The sequence below is a fragment of the Methylobacterium sp. B4 genome, assembly GCF_003201865.1.
GTDB lineage: Bacteria > Pseudomonadota > Alphaproteobacteria > Rhizobiales > Beijerinckiaceae > Methylobacterium.
The window spans coordinates 412,893-427,681 of the sequence record NZ_QJJJ01000001.1 but is presented as its reverse complement, the minus strand read 5'-3'; the positions used below and the strand labels follow the sequence as shown (position 1 = coordinate 427,681).

The following is a 14,789-nucleotide window of genomic DNA, read 5'->3' as shown; positions in this document are numbered from 1 at the left end:
AATCGCGCCAGCCCTCGGCGCCTGACGGGAAGCGGGAACGTGCCTGTCCTGAATCTCAAGTCCGATTTCGCGGATTCCGACGACCTCGAAACTCTGATGGCCGGAATCGGCCGGCGCGCCCGCGTCGCCGGCCGGGCCATGGCGCTCGCCCCGGCCCAGACCAAGGATCTGGCGCTGCGCGCGATCGCCGAGCAGGTCCGCGCCAGCGCCCCGGCCATCCTGCGCGAGAACGCGCGGGATGTCGCCGCGGCGCAAGCCGCCGGCCTGACCAAGGCGATCATCGACCGGCTTACCCTGGACGAGGGCCGGGTCGCCGCCATCGCCGAGGCCGTTGAGAAGGTCGCGACCCTGCCCGACCCGGTCGGGCGCCAGCTCGCCGCCTTCGAGCGGCCGAACGGCCTGCTGATCGAGCGCATCTCGGTGCCGCTCGGCGTGGTCGGCGTCATCTTCGAAAGCCGCCCCAACGTCACCGCCGATGCCGGCGCCCTCTGCCTCAAGGCCGGCAATGCGGCGATCCTGCGCGCCGGATCGGACTCGCACCGCACGGCGACGGCGATCGCCGCGGCGATGAGCGAGGGCCTGTCCCGGACCGGCCTGCCTGCGGACGCGATCCAGCTCGTGCCGACCCGCGACCGCGCAGCCGTGGGCCTGATGCTGACGGGCCTCTCCGGCTGCGTCGACGTGATCGTGCCCCGCGGCGGGCGCAGCCTCGTCGAGCGCGTCCAATCGGAGGCCAAGGTCCCGGTCTTCGCCCATCTCGACGGCATCTGCCACGTCTACGTGGCAGCGGGCGCCGATCTCGCCATGGCCCGCACGGTTCTCGTCAACAGCAAGATGCGCCGCACCGGCATCTGCGGCGCCGCCGAGACGCTGCTGATCGATTCCGCCGTGGCGAAGAGCCATCTCAAGCCGCTCGTCGAGGCCCTGCTCGACGCGGGTTGCGCCGTGCGCGGCGACGCGGCGGTCCAGGCCGCCGATGCGCGGGTGACGCCCGCCGACGAGGCCGACTGGCGCACCGAGTATCTCGACGCGATCATCTCCGCGAAGGTGGTGGACGGGCTCGACGCGGCCATCGCTCATATCGAGGCCAACGGCTCGCACCACACCGACGCGATCATCACCGACGACAACGAGGCCGCCGGACGCTTCCTCGCCGAAGTCGATTCGGCCATCGTGGCCCACAACGCCTCGACCCAGTTCGCCGATGGCGGCGAGTTCGGCTTCGGCGCCGAGATCGGCATCGCCACCGGCCGGATGCATGCGCGCGGGCCGGTCGGCGTCGAGCAGCTCACCACCTTCAAGTATCGGGTCCACGGCAGCGGCCAGACGCGTCCGTAGCGGGAGACGGAGCCTGCGCGAGACCTCTCTGCCGCCGGCCGCTCCGGGCATGCGGATCGGCCTTTACGGGGGCTCGTTCAACCCGGCCCATGCGGGGCACCTTCATGTCAGCCGCACGGCCCTGCGGCGGCTGCGGCTCGACCGCGTCTGGTGGCTCGTCACGCCCGGCAATCCGCTGAAGGACCGGCGCCTCCTCGCCTCGCCGGAGGAGCGGGTGGTGCGGGCGCGGACGATCGCCGCCGACCCGCGCATCGCGGTCACCGCCTTCGAGGCGGCGATCGGCACCCGCTATACCGTCGACACCCTGCGCTGGCTCGTCCGGCGCCGTCCGGGCCTGCGCTTCGTCTGGATCATGGGAGCGGATTCCCTCGGCAGCTTCCACCGCTGGCACCGCTTCGAGGATATCCTCGACCTCGTGCCCGTCGCGGTCATCGACCGGCCCGGACACACGCTCTCCGCCCCGGGCGCACGGGCGGCCCGGGCCTTTGCCCGCGCCCGGATTCCGGAAAGCGACGCGCTCTCGCTCCCGGGACGACATCCGCCGGCCTGGACCTTCCTGCACGGCCCGCGCTCGGATCTCTCCTCGACCGCACTGCGCTCGGGCGAGGCCGGCGCGCCCATGGCGGCGATGCCCTGACCGCCACCGCCCGCTCCGACCTGCCCGCTCGGACCCGGCGACGATTCCTGGCCGTCGCCGTTTCCGGTCAGCGCATATCCTTGGGGAGATGCTGGAGCGGGTTGGTCCGGTTGGCGCCGTCGGTGCCCTGAACGGATGCCGGCGATTCCATCACATCGGTCGTGGACCGGATCGCGTTCGGAGGGGCGACCTGACCGGTCCCCCTGTCTGCAGCCGGTGCATCGCCACCCGGCACCGTCGACACGCCCGACGGGAGAGTACCGGGCGTCGGCTGGTCGATCCGGCTGCCGGCCGACTGAGCGAGGGCCGGAGCGGTCGCCGTCATCAGGATCAACGACATCGCCGCGACGGTGGTGCGTCCCGCATTCGATATCAGAGTCGTCACTGTTTCGGTCTTCCTTGAGCTGACGGCGCAACTGGGTTCGGCTCCACCAATAGCTGGCGAAGACCAACGTTCCTCAGATCCGATCAAATCGCGGAAATTTCGGGAGGGTCGAGAAAAAACTGAACCTCTTGCAGATCAAGCCGTTGGGGCGGTGCGGACGACGAAGCAAGCACAAGACGGAACCTGAGCATGATTTGTCACTCTGGGGTCAATGAGGGTCTTTTGCCCGCTTCGTTCATCGAATCTCACCGTAATTCAGGAGTTTCACGATGCGTTTTCCGATGATCGCTGCCCTTGCGCTCACCTGCGTCACCGTACCCGCTCTAGCGCAAGAAACGACTGCTCCCGCCGCCGGCACCGATGCGGGGATGAAGATGGCCAATACGGCGACGATCAAGCTGAAATATGCCACCGTCAAGCCGGCCGATGTCATGTCGTCGAAGCTCATCGGCACGACGGTATACAACAACAAGAAGGAAACGGTCGGTGAAGTCGAAGATCTCGTAATCGAGAACGGCAAGACGGTCACCGGCATCATCGTCGGCGTGGGCGGATTCCTCGGGCTCGGCGAAAGCTACGTCGTCGTCGATCCGTCGAGCGTTGCGATTCACAATCAGGATGGGAAGTGGTCCGTCTACGTCGATACGGACAAGGACACGCTCAAGAACGCTCCGAAGTTCGAGTATTCCAAGAAGAAGAACTGACGGAAGCGCGTCGAACCGATCAGCGCCTGACCCACCCGATCCGCGGACAATCCGGATCACAGCGGCCGGAGGCGATGACGCCTCCGGCCTCGCCCTATCCACGGGGAAGCAGGTCGCGCGAATGGGAAGGCAAAGATGAAACCGGCTCGCGTGCCGGCTTGCCACAGGGGTACCGGGGGCCTCGGTCATTTTCCATAGGGCGATTCGCCCGCTTGAAAAGCGGGCAGAAAGCCGCCAATTTCGTTCCGTGGCGGTGTCGCCACGATCCGATCGCCGGGAACCGAAACCCTGTCCGCACACCTCCACCCGGAAACCGCCGGCTCCGCCGCCGAGCCTGCTTCCTCCGACGCCCTGAAGGCCCTTGCCCTCGGCTGCCTCGACGAAATGAAGGCCGAGGAGACCGTCGAGATCGATCTCGCGGGCAAGACCTCGCTCGCCGACACCATGATCATCGCCTCGGGCCGCTCCCAGCGCCATGTCGGCTCCATCGCCGACAAGATTATCCAGGAGATGAAGGCCAAGGGCTTCGGCAATGCCCGCGTCGAGGGGATGCCGGCCTGCGACTGGGTCTTGATCGATGCGGGCGACGTGCTCGTTCACATCTTCCGGCCCGAGGTGCGCGGCTTCTACAATCTCGAGAAGATCTGGGGTGCCGATCGCCCGAGCGGTGCGCTTCTCGCCGGCTGAGGCTCAAGGAAGCGGGGAGGAGCCTCCTCGTTCCCGCCGCTCGAATTGGTCGGCGAACTCCGCCTCCTGGCGTACGAGGCGACCGAATCGCACGTGCCGGATCTCCAACACGAAGCGGAAGCGGTGTGCCCCGGTCGCGCCGTGGCTGACGGTGAGCGTGCCCGGTGTCAGCCAGTCCGGCAGGGTCAGACGAAAGCCCGGCAGATCGATGAAGTAGCGCTCGCTGCGGAAGACGAGGGCGCGATCCTCCACCAGCACCCGCAGGCTCATGCCGAGGCCGCCGCCGACCCGCTCCTCGAGCCCCGTCGGGCCACGGAAGCGTTTGGCGGAGTGGATCGCCTGTGGGAAGCCCGAACCGCGGGCGTAGAGCCGCGTCCAGATCTGACCGCCGCCGGTCCCGTCCTGCGTGACGGCGACGACGCTCGGCACGTCGGCGACTCGGGCCGTCGGAAGCGGTGCACCGACCAGCCGCAGCAACTGCGCCAGCAGCCAGCCGAGCCGGCTCAGCCGCGTCTCGATCACCCGGCCGGCATAGACGGCGCTCTCGTCGTTGCCCAGACGCTTCGAGAAGCGGCGCTGCACGGCCGGCGGGAGCTGCGCCCAATCGGCCTCCGGCACCAGCGCGCGGAAGCGCAGGTCGTGCAGGTCCGCGGGCGCCCTCGGACGGACAGGGGCCGGAGCGGCCATCTCGGCGGCGTTGCGCATGATGCCTCCACAAGCTTCCTCTCCGACCCGGAGCGTTCTCCGAGGCCGGGAGGTCAGGTCTCGCTCTTGACGGGCAGGTAGCGGACGATCCGTCCGCCGAGCCGGATCAGCTTGGCCAAGGTGTTGTGGGGCACGCGCAGCATCTGCACGTACCAACCGTCCAGCGTCTCGGTGAAGTCGAGCATCGCCTTGAGGCGCCGCGAGGCGACGGCGCCGATGCGCGGGTCGCCCTCGGCCTCGGTCACGCATTCGCGCAGGGCCTTGAGGGCGGGATCGATCTCCCGCTCCTTGCGGCCTGCAGCGATGCGGGTGACCATCTCCCAGAGATCGGTCTCCGCGACGAAGAAATCCCGCCGCTCGCCCATCACCGGCACGCGCCGGATCAGATTCCAGCCGGCCAGCTCCTTGAGCGAGGTCGAGACGTTGGACCGGGCGATGCCGAGGGTGCCGGCGATCTCCTCGGCCGCGAGCGGCTTGTCGGAGAGGTAGAGCAGGGCGTGGATCTGCGCCACTGAGCGGTTCACGCCCCACTGGCCGCCGAGATCGCCCCAATGCAGGATGAAGCGCTCGACCGCGGGAGCAAGCTTTTCCGACTGGTCTGAAATTTCTGTCATGACAGAAATTTCAGACTAAAAAGACCGGATGTCAAGCGGAGATGTAAGGACACGCCGGGATCGATGCCGAGTCGGTTCCGTTCGACCCGGTTCAGGCCACCGAGAAGCGGTAGGTGGTTGTCGAGGTGAACACCTCCCCCGGCCGAAGGACGGTGCTCGGAAAGCCCGGATGGTTCGGCGCGTCGGGAAAGCCTTGTGTCTCGAAGCAGACGCCGTCGCCGGAGCGGTAGGTCCGGCCCGACGGGCCCACCAGCGTGCCGTCGAGGTTGTTGCCGCTGTAGAGCTGGAGCGCCGGTTGCGTCGTGGCGATATCGAGCCGGCGCCCGCTGGCCGGGCAGCGGCAGGAGGCCGCCGGGCGCAGCGTCCCGGCCGGCCCGTCCAGCGCGAAGGCGTGGTCGTAGCCCTTGGCCGTGACGATCTGCGGATGACCCTGCCGGATGCGCACGCCGAGCCGCGCAGGCTCGCGGAAATCCAGGGGCGTGCCCGCGACCGGGGCGATCGTCCCGGTCGGAATCTGGGTCGCGTCGGTCGGCGCGTACCCCTCGGCGAAGATTTGCACCTCGTGGTCCATCACGTCGCCGCTGCCCTCGCCGGCGAGGTTGAAGTAGCTGTGATTGGTAAGATTCAGCACCGTCGGCCGGTCGGTCGCGGCGCGGTAATCGATGCGCAGCGTGCCGGACTCGGGCAGGCTGTAGCTTACCTCCACGTCGAGCGTACCGGGAAAGCCCTCCTCGCCGTCGGGGCTGCGCCGCGTGAGCGCCAGACGCGTCTCGTCGGCGGCCGCGACCTGCCAGAGGCGCTTGGCGAAGCCCGCGGGTCCACCGTGCATCGTGTTGGGCGGCTCGTTGATCGGAAGCCGGTAGGTCCGGCCGTCCAGGGTGAAGCACCCGCGGGCGATGCGGTTGGCATAGCGCCCGGCGATCGCCCCGAAATGCGGGCTCACGGTCTCGTAGCCCTCCACCGTGTCGAGGGCGAGCACGACGTTGGCGGAGCGACCTTGCCGGTCCGGCACCTCGATGGCGGTGACGATCGCGCCGTAATCGATGATCCGAACGCGCAGGGCTTCGCGGATGAGCGTGTAGCGGGTGACTGCTTCGCCCTCGGCTGTCGTTCCGAATCGTTCGTCGATCACGCAGCCACTCCCACCGCCGTCGCAGCGTCTACGCGCGAGCGGGGGAGGGGTGGCAGCGGCTCGCAGAAATACCCGCGACGCACCGGTCACCTACACCGATGCGACGTCGGGCCGGGCGCTCTGCGTATCGTCCGACAGCTGAAGCCGGTGCAGCCGGGCATAGATGCCGCCCGTCGCCAGCAATTCCTCATGGCGGCCGAGTTCGATCACCCGGCCGGCTTCCATCACGGCGATGCGGTCGGCCTCGCGCACGGTCGAGAGGCGGTGGGCGATTACGAGGGTGGTACGCCCACGCATCAGCCGCTCCAGAGCCTCCTGCACGAGGTGCTCGGACTCGGAATCGAGTGCGGAGGTCGCCTCGTCGAGGAGCAGGATCGGCGCGTTCTTGAGGAAGGCGCGGGCCAGCGAGATGCGCTGACGCTCGCCGCCGGAGAGCCGGCCGCCGCTCGGGCCCACTTGGAAGTCGTAGCCCTCGCCGAGTTGGCTGATGAAGCCGTGGGCCGCAGCCGCCTGCGCGGCCGCCTCGATCTCGGCCCGGGAGGCGCCGGGGCGGCCGAAGCCGATATTGGCCGCGATGGTGTCGTCGAACAGCACGACCTCCTGCGAGACCACCGCCACGGCGGCCCGCAGGGAGGCGATGGTGGCGTCGCGCACATCCGTGCCGTCGATGAGCACGCGGCCCGCCGTCACGTCCTGAAGGCGCGGGACGAGGTTGAGCAGCGAGGACTTGCCCGAGCCCGAGCGGCCGACGAGCGCCGTCCGCGATCCGGCCGGCACCACGAGGTCGATGCCCTCCAAGGCCGGCGCATCGGGCCGGTAGCGGAAATGCACGCCCTCGAAGCGGATCTCGCCCCGTGTCACGGTCAGAGGCCGGGCATCGGGCGCCTCGCGGATGGTCGGACGCTCGTCCATCAGGGCGAAGTAGCGCGTCAGCGCCGCGGCGGCCTCCTGCAGGATCGCGTTGAGGGTGCCGAGCGCCCGGGCCGGCTGTGCGGCGAGCAGGAGGGCGGCGACGTAGCCGGTGAAGTCGCCGACGGTACGGTCGCCCGACATCACCCGTTGGCCCACCAGCACCAGCACGCCCGCCACCGCGAGTCCGCCGCCGATTTCCATCAGCGGGTCGAGCCGCCCGCGGGCATTGGCCGCCTTCATCTTGAGCCGGCGCACCTCGTCCAGAGCCTGCGCGGCCCGCCCCTTGAGGTAGCCTTCCAGCGCGTAGGTCTTGGCGACCCGGGCGCCCTGCAGGCTCTCGGTGATGAGGCCGGCGGTCAGGCCCATCTGCTCCTGCGTCGTGGTCGAAACTTGACGCAGCTTCTTGCCGATGCGGTTGACCGGACCGGCCACCAGCGGAACCGTCACGGCGGCGGCGAGCGTCAGCAGCGGGTCCATCCAGAGCAGCGCGATCACCAGCGCGACCAGCATGGCGACGTCGCGCAGGAGCACCGTGGAGATGCGGGTCAGCGCCTCCTTGATGAAGGCGAAATCGGTGGTGAAGCGCTGGGTGAAGGCGGCCGGGCTCTCCCGGCCGAGCTGGGCCAGATCCGCATCGATCAGGTGGCCGTAGAGGGCGGACTGCATGTCGGCCTCGACCCGCGTCACGACCCGGTTCGTCAGCACGGTCTGGCCGAACAGCGCGAAGCCGCGCACGGAGGTGACGGCGATGACGACGAGCGGGCCGTAGGCCAGCGCGGCCGTGTCCTTGCTGTCGAAGGCGTCGAAGGCGGCCTTGATGAGGGCTGGATAGAGGCCGGTCGCCGCGCCGACGATGGTGATCAGCACGAGGACCACCGCCAGCGTCGCCCGGTGGGGGGAGAGCCATTCCCGCCAGAGCCGCCGGAGCAGGGGAAGGGTGTCGCCCCTCAGGAGCGGCCGGCGCGCCATGCTGTACCGTGTCGATGCTGACCCCGGCGGGAACGCCGGGGCCCGCGGTGTTTGCCGCTCCGGGCCCGCCGGATCAAGCGCGGGACGCGGTCAGTCCCGCTCGCCGCCGTGCCGATGCCAGCCACGGTGCGGGCCGCCGTGAGGTCCGCCATGAGGTCCGCCATGCGCCCGCAGGGGCCGGGCGAGCACCATGGCGCGGCGTTTCTGCCCCTCGTCGAGGGTCGCGAAGAGGGGGGCGGTCGCATCGGCGAGTTTGCGCAGGGCGTCGCCCCGGGCGCTCGCTGCATCCGCCATGGCGCGCAGGGCGCCGGGCGCGTCGTCCACCATCCGGCCGCGCTCGCGCCGGGCCTCACGCCGCGCATCCCGCTGCTTGGACAGGTCGCGGATCGCGGCCTCCACCGGCGGCCACAGCTTCTCCTGATCGGGATTGAGCTTCAGACCCGCATGCAGGCCGGCGATGCGGGCATCGGTGAAGGCGGCCCGATCCTCCGGCGAGAACGCGGCCCAGCGGCCGTGCCGATGCCGCCCGCCTTCCGCGAAGGGGTCGGCACGGTCGCCCGCCCGCACCGCCGCGGTGCCGAGACCAGCGGCACCCAGGCCCACCAGCCCCACCAGAAGTAGACCCTTCGCCCGTCGCTTGATCATGGGAAGCCTCCACCGCATCGGGACTGCCGGTCCCGAGGTCTCGCGAGGATGCGCAGACCCACGTCTCTGGCATGTGTCCGGAAGATGAAAGCTTGTCCATGTTCCGGGCTACCCTCTTGGCGATGTGATAATGTTACAATATGACGCGAGCCGAGCGGAGGAGCGATCGGCATGGCACGGGGCGTGGGACAAGAATTGGCACGGGGATCACGGCGGGCGCTGGCGGCGGTCGGTCTGATCCTGCTCGGACTCGCGCCGGCTTCCGCCGCCGAAGCGCCGCTGAAGGCGGTGGCGACCTTCTCGATCCTGGCCGACCTCGTGGGCCAGGTCGGCGGTGAGCGGGTAACAGTGACGAGCCTCGTCGGCCCCGACGCCGACGCCCACGGCTATTCCCCGGCACCGGGCGACGCCCGCCGGGTCGCCGAGGCGGGTCTCGTCGTCGTCAACGGCCTCGGCTTCGAGGGCTGGATCGAGCGGTTGATCAAGGCCTCCGGCACCAAGGCGCCGGTCGTCGTCGCTTCGAAGGACGTGCGGACCATCGCCGGGCGCCACGACCACGACGACCACGGGCACGATCACGGCGACCATGCCGACCCGCATGCCTGGCAGAGCGTGGCGAACGTGAAGCTCTACGTCGCCAACATCCGCGACGGCCTCAGCGCCGCCGATCCGGGAAACGCCGCGCTCTACGCCGCCAACGCCGCCGCCTACACGCAGAAGCTCGACGCGCTGGACGCGGAGATCCGTGCGACGCTGCAGGCGATCCCGGAGGCGCGCCGCCGCATCATCACCACACACGACTCGTTCGGCTATTTCAGCGACGCCTACGGCATGCGCTTCCTCGCGCCGCAGGGCATTTCGACGGACAGCGAGGCGGGGCCGAAGGACGTGGCCCGCATCATCCGCCAGATCCGCAAGGACAAGGTGCCGGCGGTGTTCGTGGAAAGCATCGCCGATCCGCGCCTGATGCAGCAGATCGCCCGCGAGAGCGGCGCCAAGGTCGGCGGGCGGATCTACTCCGACGCGCTGAGCGGCCCCGGCGGGCCGGCACCGGGTTATCTGGAAATGATGCGCACCAACCTCAACGCGTTCCGCGAGGCGCTGAGCTGACTTGGTTGCTCAGCCGCCGGTCATCGGCGGGAAGAAAGCGATCTCCCGGGCGCCCGCGATCGCCGTGCCGGGCTTGGCGTGGACCCGGTCGATGGCCGTGCGCACCACGCCCTCGTTCTCGAAGGCGTAGTCGTACTCCTCGCCCCGCGTCTTCAGCCAGCCGATCAGATCGGTGACCGTGACCACCGTCTCGGGCGGGGTGACGACCTCCTCGGGCTTGCCGACGCGCTCGCGCACCCAGGCGAAATAAACGAGCTTCATCTCACATCCACTTCCAAATCCGTCCTTGCGAGGCGGAGCCGAAGCAATCCAGAGCACCGTCCTCTCCGGACTGGCCGCGCCCTCAATCACTTCGCATTCGCTCGCGATGACGGATGCGTTAGCGCGGATCGTCGATCACGTGCCGGATCCCGGCCCTCATGTAGTCCCAGCCGGTATAGAGCGTGAGGGCGGCAGCGAGCCACAGCAGGACGATGCCCGCCGCGAGGCTGCCGGGAATCAGGCTCTCGCCCGCCGGGCCGGCGACGAGGACGCCGAGGGCGATGAGCTGCACGGTCGTCTTCCACTTGGCGATCCGGCTCACGGGCAAGCCGACCTTCAGCTCCGCGAGGTACTCGCGAAGCCCCGAGACCAGCACCTCGCGGCAGAGGATGACGATGGCCGCCCAGAGCGACATGCCCTCGATGGTGCGGTCGGCGGCGAGCATCAGCAGGCATGCGGCGACGAGCAGCTTGTCGGCGATCGGATCGAGCATCCGCCCCAGTGCAGAACTCTGCGCCCAGGCCCGCGCCACGTAGCCGTCGAGGTAATCGGTGATGGCCGCGGCCACGAACACGCCGAAGGCGGTCCAGCGCGCACCGGCCTCGTCCGGCCAGAACAGCAGGATGACGACGACCGGAACCGCGACGAGGCGGCCGTAGGTCAGGCAGTTCGCGAGCGTCCAGGCCTGCGACCGGCGTCGGGGGAGGACGGCGTTCATCGGCGGGGTGAAATCATGGGCCGCATGGGGCGTCAACCGCGTGGGAGGGGGATCTGCCGAAGGATCGGCCGGGGGCTCGCTCGACACGGGGCTCGGCTCAGGCATTGGTGTGGAAGAAATCGTAGACCGCCCGGGCTGTTGCCGCATTCACGCCCGGCGCCTTGGCGAGATCCTCGAGAGCCGCCCGCTCGATGGCCTTCACCGTGCCGAAATGGTGCAGGAGCGCGCGTTTGCGAGTGGGGCCGATGCCGGCGATCTCGTCGAGCGGGTTCTTCGTCATCTCGCGCTTGCGCCGCGCGCGGTGGGTGCCGATGGCGAAACGGTGCGCCTCGTCGCGCAGGCGCTGCACGAAGTAGAGCACGGGATCGCGCGGCGGCAGCTTGAAGGGGCTGCGGCCGGGCACGAAGAAGGTCTCGCGGCCGGCATCGCGGTCGCGGCCCTTGGCGATGCCGACCAGCGGCACGTCGATCACGCCGATCTCGGCGAGCGAGGCACGGGCCGCCTCCAGTTGGCCGGCGCCGCCGTCGATCAGCACGAGGTCGGGCCAGGTGGGGAAAGCGTCGGGATCGTCCGAAACCGGCTCGGTCGCCGCCGGCACGGCCTGCCCCTCGGCGGCGGCTTGCGGCTCTCCGACCTCCGCCTCGCGCGGCGTGCGGGGCGCCTCCTTGGCCAGCCGCTTGAAGCGGCGGGTCAGCACCTCGCGCATCATCCCGAAATCGTCGCCGGGGGTCAGTTCCTCCGACTTGATGTTGAAGGTGCGATAATGCGTCTTCATGAAGCCGGTCGGGCCGGCGACGATCATCCCGCCGACCGCGGCCGTGCCGGAGATGTGCGAGTTGTCGTAGACCTCGACCCGCCGCGGCGGCCTGTCGAGGCCGAAGGCTTGGCCCAGCGCGGTCAGCAGCTTGCCCTGGGAGGCGGTGTCGGCGAGCCGTCGCCCCAAAGCCTCCTTGGCGTTGCGCTGGGCGTATTCGACGAGGTTCTTGCGTTCCCCCCGCTGCGGCTGGTGAACCTCGACCCGGTGCTCGACACGGCTCGACAGGGCCGCGGCCATGAGCTCGGCATCCTCGATCGTGTGGCTGACGAGGACGAGCTTGGGGGCGGGCTTGTCGTCGTAGAACTGCGAGATGAACGAAGCGAGCACCTCGTCCGCGCTCATGGACCGGTCGGCCTTGGGGAAGTAGGCGCGGTTGCCCCAGTTCTGGAAGTTGCGGAAGAAGAACACCTCGATGCAGAACTGGCCCGCCTGCTCATCGAGGGCGAACACATCCGCCTCCTCGACGCCCTGCGTGTTCACCCCTTGCGTCCCCTGAATCGCCGAGAGCGCGGCGATGCGGTCGCGAAAACGCGCGGCGCGCTCGAATTCCAGGGCTTCGGAGGCGCGCTGCATCTCCTCGCGCATCCGGTCCTTCACCGCGTTCGACCTGCCCGAGAGGAAGGCGCGGGCGCTGTCGGCGAGGCCGGCGTAATCCTCATGCGCGATCTCGCCGGTGCAGGGGCCGGAGCAGCGCTTGATCTGGAAGAGCAGGCAGGGCCGGGTGCGGTTCTCGTAGTAGCTGTCCGTGCAGGTGCGCAGTAGGAAGGCGCGCTGGAGCGCGTTGACCGTGCGGTTGACCGCCCAGACGCTGGCGAAGGGACCGTAGTAATTGCCCTTGCGGCGGCGCGCGCCGCGATGCTTGACAAGCTGCGGCGCGGGCCCGTCGCCGGTGAGCAGGATGTAGGGGAACGACTTGTCGTCGCGCATCAGCACGTTGAAGCGGGGCTTCAGCTGCTTGATGAGGTTGGCTTCCAGAAGAAGCGCCTCCGTCTCCGTCGCCGTGGTGACGAACTCCATCGCCGCCGTCTGGGCGATCATGCGGGCGATGCGGTTGGAATGGGCCTGTCCGCGGGCGTAGGAGCCGACGCGGTTCTTCAGGTTCTTGGCCTTGCCGACGTAGAGTACGTCGCCCTTGGCGTCGAACATCCGGTAGACGCCCGGCGAGGTCGGCAGCGTCGTCCAGAAACGGCGAATGATCTCGGTGCCGGCCTGCACCGCGCCGGGCTCGAAATCAAAGTCGATCTCGGGCGCCTCGTCGAGGGAGGGCGCCTCGCTTTCGTCCTCGTCGAACCCGTCGGGCGGGACGTCCTCGAAGGCGGATCGGGTCGCGCGGCTCATGGTCCCGATGTAGGCCGCGACGATTCCCGTTGAAAGGGCCGTTTCGCTGCGGCCGATCAGTCGAACAGCGCGTCGATGTCGGACTGGTCGACGTGGCCGGGATCGTCCTGAAGCTTGGGACCGTTGAGGAGCGAGCTCTCGTCGTCCGCGGTGGGCTCCGCCGTTTCGACCGCCAGCAGATCGCGGAAGCCCTCGAGGCCGCTCCAGGCCTCGATGACGCGGTCGAGGTGCTCCTCGACGAATTTGAGCACGTTGACGATCTTGTTGATGCGCTGCCCGGTCAGATCCTGGAAATTGCAGGCTTCGTAGGCGCTGATCACGCTGTCGAGGATGCCGTCGACGTTCTCCTGGGCGGCCTTGGGCAGACGCAGGCCGCGCATCATGTTGGCGTTGGTCTCGATCCGTTCGATGCTGCCGAGGATGGTCGAGGTGGCCTGCTCGGTGGATTCGACCACGGCATCGAGCTCGCCCGCCACGCGCCGCATCCCCTTGCCCGTGCTCTCCGAGCGGTGGAGGCTCGCAATCTCGGACTTGGTCCGGGTGATCGCGTCCTTCATCACCTCCAGCTCGTGGCGCATGGCGAAAGCCTCGCCGAGTTCGCGCCGGCAGGCCTCCACGGTCTCGCCGGCGCTCGCGGCCGTGACGCGGCGCAGATCGTTGATCGCCGAAAGGATCTCGTCGAGACGCGGGTTGGGCGCGCCCACCCGATCGGCCGCAGCGGCGACCGCCGCCGGAGCGGGAAGGCCCAGGCTTTCCTCGATGCGGTAGCGCTTGGTCATCATCGGTCGGGCAGGCCTTCGGGGTCGGTCAGGTCCGTCACAATCTCTCGCAGCGGTTTCCAATTGCTGAAGCTTTTTGCAAGAACACGCGCATCACGCGCCGACCTCGCGACCGGTGCGTAGACGTGAAAGCTTGATGCGCGTCTTCACCGGCCGTTGACGATGAATCGGGGATGGGCGGGAGCCCGGCCTCTGACTCGCAGGATTCACCACGTTCGTTCACCGTCCGCAGGCGCGATCCCGCGACCATTCCCGTCACGCGAGCAAGGGCGGGAGCGAGGGATGCGTGTGAAACGGTGCGCAACGGCGGCGATCGCGATCGCGATGTCGAGCCAGGTGGCGGCGGCGCAGGCGGAGCCGGGCCGCTACGGCGGCGGCTTCATCGAATATCTGATGACGGGCAGCGCCGCCGGCCAGCCCCGCGCCTCGGGCGTGGACGGCTACGGCAGTCTCGGGCCCGCTCGGGCACCCGTCGCCGTCGAGCCGCGGACCCGGTTCGCGGCCCTGCCGAACCGCGCACCGCTGGAGGAGGGCGCCATCGCCCGGGCCGTCGATCCCCGCTACGCGCGGCAGGTTATCGGCTATGACGGCCCGGGGCGGCCGGGCCAGATCGTGATCGATACGGGCGCGAAGTATCTCTACCTGATCCAGCCGGGCGGTCAGGCGATCCGCTACGGCATCGGCGTCGGCCGGCCGGGCTTCGTCTGGACCGGGGCGAAGACGATCACCGCCAAGCGGGAATGGCCGGACTGGACGCCGCCGGCCGAGATGCTGCGGCGGCGCCCCGACCTGCCGCGGCATATGGTGGGCGGGCCCGAGAACCCGCTGGGCGCCCGGGCGATGTATCTCGGCACCTCGCTCTACCGCATCCACGGCACCAACGAGCCGCATACGATCGGGCAGAACGTCTCCTCCGGCTGCATCCGCATGATGAATGAGGACGTGATCGACCTCTACGAGCGCACGCCGGTCGGCACCCGCGTCGACGTGATCTGAGATCCAAGCCCCCTCAAACGACAAGCTCCCTCAAACGACAAG

At 69.2% G+C, this 14,789-nt stretch carries 16 protein-coding genes; 6 read left to right on the top strand and 10 right to left on the bottom strand.

Annotation, left to right across the window (positions count from 1 at the left end):
- The first annotated feature begins 39 nt into the window (after window positions 1-39).
- Complete coding sequence (locus BY998_RS02130) at window positions 40-1,338, top strand: glutamate-5-semialdehyde dehydrogenase (protein WP_110349958.1); 1,299 nt, start codon at window positions 40-42, stop codon at window positions 1,336-1,338.
- Window positions 1,259-1,975, top strand: coding sequence for a nicotinate-nucleotide adenylyltransferase (locus BY998_RS02125; RefSeq protein ID WP_110349957.1), 717 nt, complete (start codon window positions 1,259-1,261; stop codon window positions 1,973-1,975). Before BY998_RS02130 ends, BY998_RS02125 begins: the two co-directional genes overlap by 80 nt.
- Window positions 1,976-2,042: 67 nt before the next feature.
- Here the strand turns inward: BY998_RS02125 and BY998_RS02120 are convergent, their stop codons facing one another.
- Window positions 2,043-2,315 carry a hypothetical protein gene (locus BY998_RS02120; protein WP_245421445.1) on the bottom strand — a complete coding sequence of 91 codons (273 nt, stop codon included), beginning with the start codon at window positions 2,313-2,315 and terminating at the stop codon, window positions 2,043-2,045.
- Between the two features lie 314 nt (window positions 2,316-2,629).
- On the opposite strand from BY998_RS02120, the gene BY998_RS02115 reads away from it, so the two are divergent.
- A complete protein-coding gene (locus BY998_RS02115; RefSeq protein WP_110349956.1) occupies window positions 2,630-3,064 on the top strand; it encodes a PRC-barrel domain-containing protein in 435 nt (144 codons plus the stop codon).
- Between the two features lie 384 nt (window positions 3,065-3,448).
- Window positions 3,449-3,751: a ribosome silencing factor gene (rsfS, locus tag BY998_RS02110; RefSeq protein ID WP_348629183.1), complete on the top strand. Its 303-nt coding sequence runs from the start codon at window positions 3,449-3,451 to the stop codon at window positions 3,749-3,751.
- A 3-nt stretch (window positions 3,752-3,754) separates the two neighbouring features.
- On the opposite strand, the gene BY998_RS02105 is transcribed toward rsfS, so the two are convergent.
- From BY998_RS02105 to BY998_RS02085, 5 genes are all read right to left on the bottom strand, one after another.
- A complete protein-coding gene (locus BY998_RS02105) occupies window positions 3,755-4,456 on the bottom strand; it encodes a DUF4166 domain-containing protein (RefSeq protein ID WP_110349954.1) in 702 nt (233 codons plus the stop codon).
- 53 nt (window positions 4,457-4,509) lie between these two features.
- Window positions 4,510-5,070: a MarR family transcriptional regulator gene (locus tag BY998_RS02100; protein ID WP_110349953.1), complete on the bottom strand. Its 561-nt coding sequence runs from the start codon at window positions 5,068-5,070 to the stop codon at window positions 4,510-4,512.
- 91 nt (window positions 5,071-5,161) lie between these two features.
- On the bottom strand, window positions 5,162-6,202 hold the full coding sequence (locus BY998_RS02095) for an aldose epimerase family protein (protein WP_110349952.1): 1,041 nt from the start codon (window positions 6,200-6,202) through the stop codon (window positions 5,162-5,164).
- A gap of 90 nt (window positions 6,203-6,292) precedes the next feature.
- Window positions 6,293-8,083: an ABC transporter ATP-binding protein gene (locus BY998_RS02090; protein ID WP_110349951.1), complete on the bottom strand. Its 1,791-nt coding sequence runs from the start codon at window positions 8,081-8,083 to the stop codon at window positions 6,293-6,295.
- Window positions 8,084-8,173: 90 nt separating this feature from the next.
- A complete protein-coding gene (locus BY998_RS02085) occupies window positions 8,174-8,728 on the bottom strand; it encodes a Spy/CpxP family protein refolding chaperone (RefSeq protein WP_110349950.1) in 555 nt (184 codons plus the stop codon).
- Between the two features lie 171 nt (window positions 8,729-8,899).
- Here BY998_RS02085 and BY998_RS02080 point away from each other — a divergent pair, with 171 nt between their 5' ends.
- Complete coding sequence (locus BY998_RS02080; protein WP_110349949.1) at window positions 8,900-9,838, top strand: metal ABC transporter substrate-binding protein; 939 nt, start codon at window positions 8,900-8,902, stop codon at window positions 9,836-9,838.
- A gap of 9 nt (window positions 9,839-9,847) precedes the next feature.
- Here BY998_RS02080 and BY998_RS02075 read toward each other — a convergent pair whose 3' ends face one another.
- The 4 genes from BY998_RS02075 to BY998_RS02060 all read right to left on the bottom strand — a co-directional run bounded on the left by BY998_RS02075 (window position 9,848) and on the right by BY998_RS02060 (window position 13,754).
- Complete coding sequence (locus tag BY998_RS02075) at window positions 9,848-10,099, bottom strand: MoaD/ThiS family protein (protein WP_110349948.1); 252 nt, start codon at window positions 10,097-10,099, stop codon at window positions 9,848-9,850.
- A 118-nt stretch (window positions 10,100-10,217) separates the two neighbouring features.
- On the bottom strand, window positions 10,218-10,817 hold the full coding sequence (gene pgsA, locus BY998_RS02070; protein ID WP_110350248.1) for a CDP-diacylglycerol--glycerol-3-phosphate 3-phosphatidyltransferase: 600 nt from the start codon (window positions 10,815-10,817) through the stop codon (window positions 10,218-10,220).
- A gap of 97 nt (window positions 10,818-10,914) precedes the next feature.
- Window positions 10,915-12,972 (bottom strand): excinuclease ABC subunit UvrC, encoded by a 2,058-nt coding sequence (gene uvrC / locus BY998_RS02065; RefSeq protein WP_110349947.1) that lies wholly within the window; start codon window positions 12,970-12,972, stop codon window positions 10,915-10,917.
- A gap of 56 nt (window positions 12,973-13,028) precedes the next feature.
- The gene (locus tag BY998_RS02060) at window positions 13,029-13,754 is read right to left on the bottom strand and encodes a protein phosphatase CheZ (RefSeq protein WP_110349946.1); all 726 of its coding nucleotides are present in this window, start codon (window positions 13,752-13,754) and stop codon (window positions 13,029-13,031) included.
- A gap of 279 nt (window positions 13,755-14,033) precedes the next feature.
- On the opposite strand from BY998_RS02060, the gene BY998_RS02055 reads away from it, so the two are divergent.
- Window positions 14,034-14,747, top strand: coding sequence for a L,D-transpeptidase (locus BY998_RS02055; RefSeq protein ID WP_110349945.1), 714 nt, complete (start codon window positions 14,034-14,036; stop codon window positions 14,745-14,747).
- The last annotated feature ends 42 nt before the right edge of the window (window positions 14,748-14,789 follow it).

Coding starts and splice junctions, on each gene's coding strand:
- BY998_RS02125 (WP_110349957.1), top strand. CDS start 1,259: ATGCGCGCGGGCCGGTCGGCGTCGAGCAGCTCACCACCTTCAAGTATC.
- BY998_RS02120 (WP_245421445.1), bottom strand. CDS start 2,315: ATGTCGTTGATCCTGATGACGGCGACCGCTCCGGCCCTCGCTCAGTCG.
- BY998_RS02115 (WP_110349956.1), top strand. CDS start 2,630: ATGCGTTTTCCGATGATCGCTGCCCTTGCGCTCACCTGCGTCACCGTA.
- rsfS (WP_348629183.1), top strand. CDS start 3,449: ATGAAGGCCGAGGAGACCGTCGAGATCGATCTCGCGGGCAAGACCTCG.
- BY998_RS02105 (WP_110349954.1), bottom strand. CDS start 4,456: ATGCGCAACGCCGCCGAGATGGCCGCTCCGGCCCCTGTCCGTCCGAGG.
- BY998_RS02100 (WP_110349953.1), bottom strand. CDS start 5,070: ATGACAGAAATTTCAGACCAGTCGGAAAAGCTTGCTCCCGCGGTCGAG.
- BY998_RS02090 (WP_110349951.1), bottom strand. CDS start 8,083: ATGGCGCGCCGGCCGCTCCTGAGGGGCGACACCCTTCCCCTGCTCCGG.
- BY998_RS02085 (WP_110349950.1), bottom strand. CDS start 8,728: ATGATCAAGCGACGGGCGAAGGGTCTACTTCTGGTGGGGCTGGTGGGC.
- BY998_RS02080 (WP_110349949.1), top strand. CDS start 8,900: ATGGCACGGGGCGTGGGACAAGAATTGGCACGGGGATCACGGCGGGCG.
- BY998_RS02075 (WP_110349948.1), bottom strand. CDS start 10,099: ATGAAGCTCGTTTATTTCGCCTGGGTGCGCGAGCGCGTCGGCAAGCCC.
- pgsA (WP_110350248.1), bottom strand. CDS start 10,817: ATGAACGCCGTCCTCCCCCGACGCCGGTCGCAGGCCTGGACGCTCGCG.
- uvrC (WP_110349947.1), bottom strand. CDS start 12,972: ATGAGCCGCGCGACCCGATCCGCCTTCGAGGACGTCCCGCCCGACGGG.
- BY998_RS02060 (WP_110349946.1), bottom strand. CDS start 13,754: ATGATGACCAAGCGCTACCGCATCGAGGAAAGCCTGGGCCTTCCCGCT.
- BY998_RS02055 (WP_110349945.1), top strand. CDS start 14,034: ATGCGTGTGAAACGGTGCGCAACGGCGGCGATCGCGATCGCGATGTCG.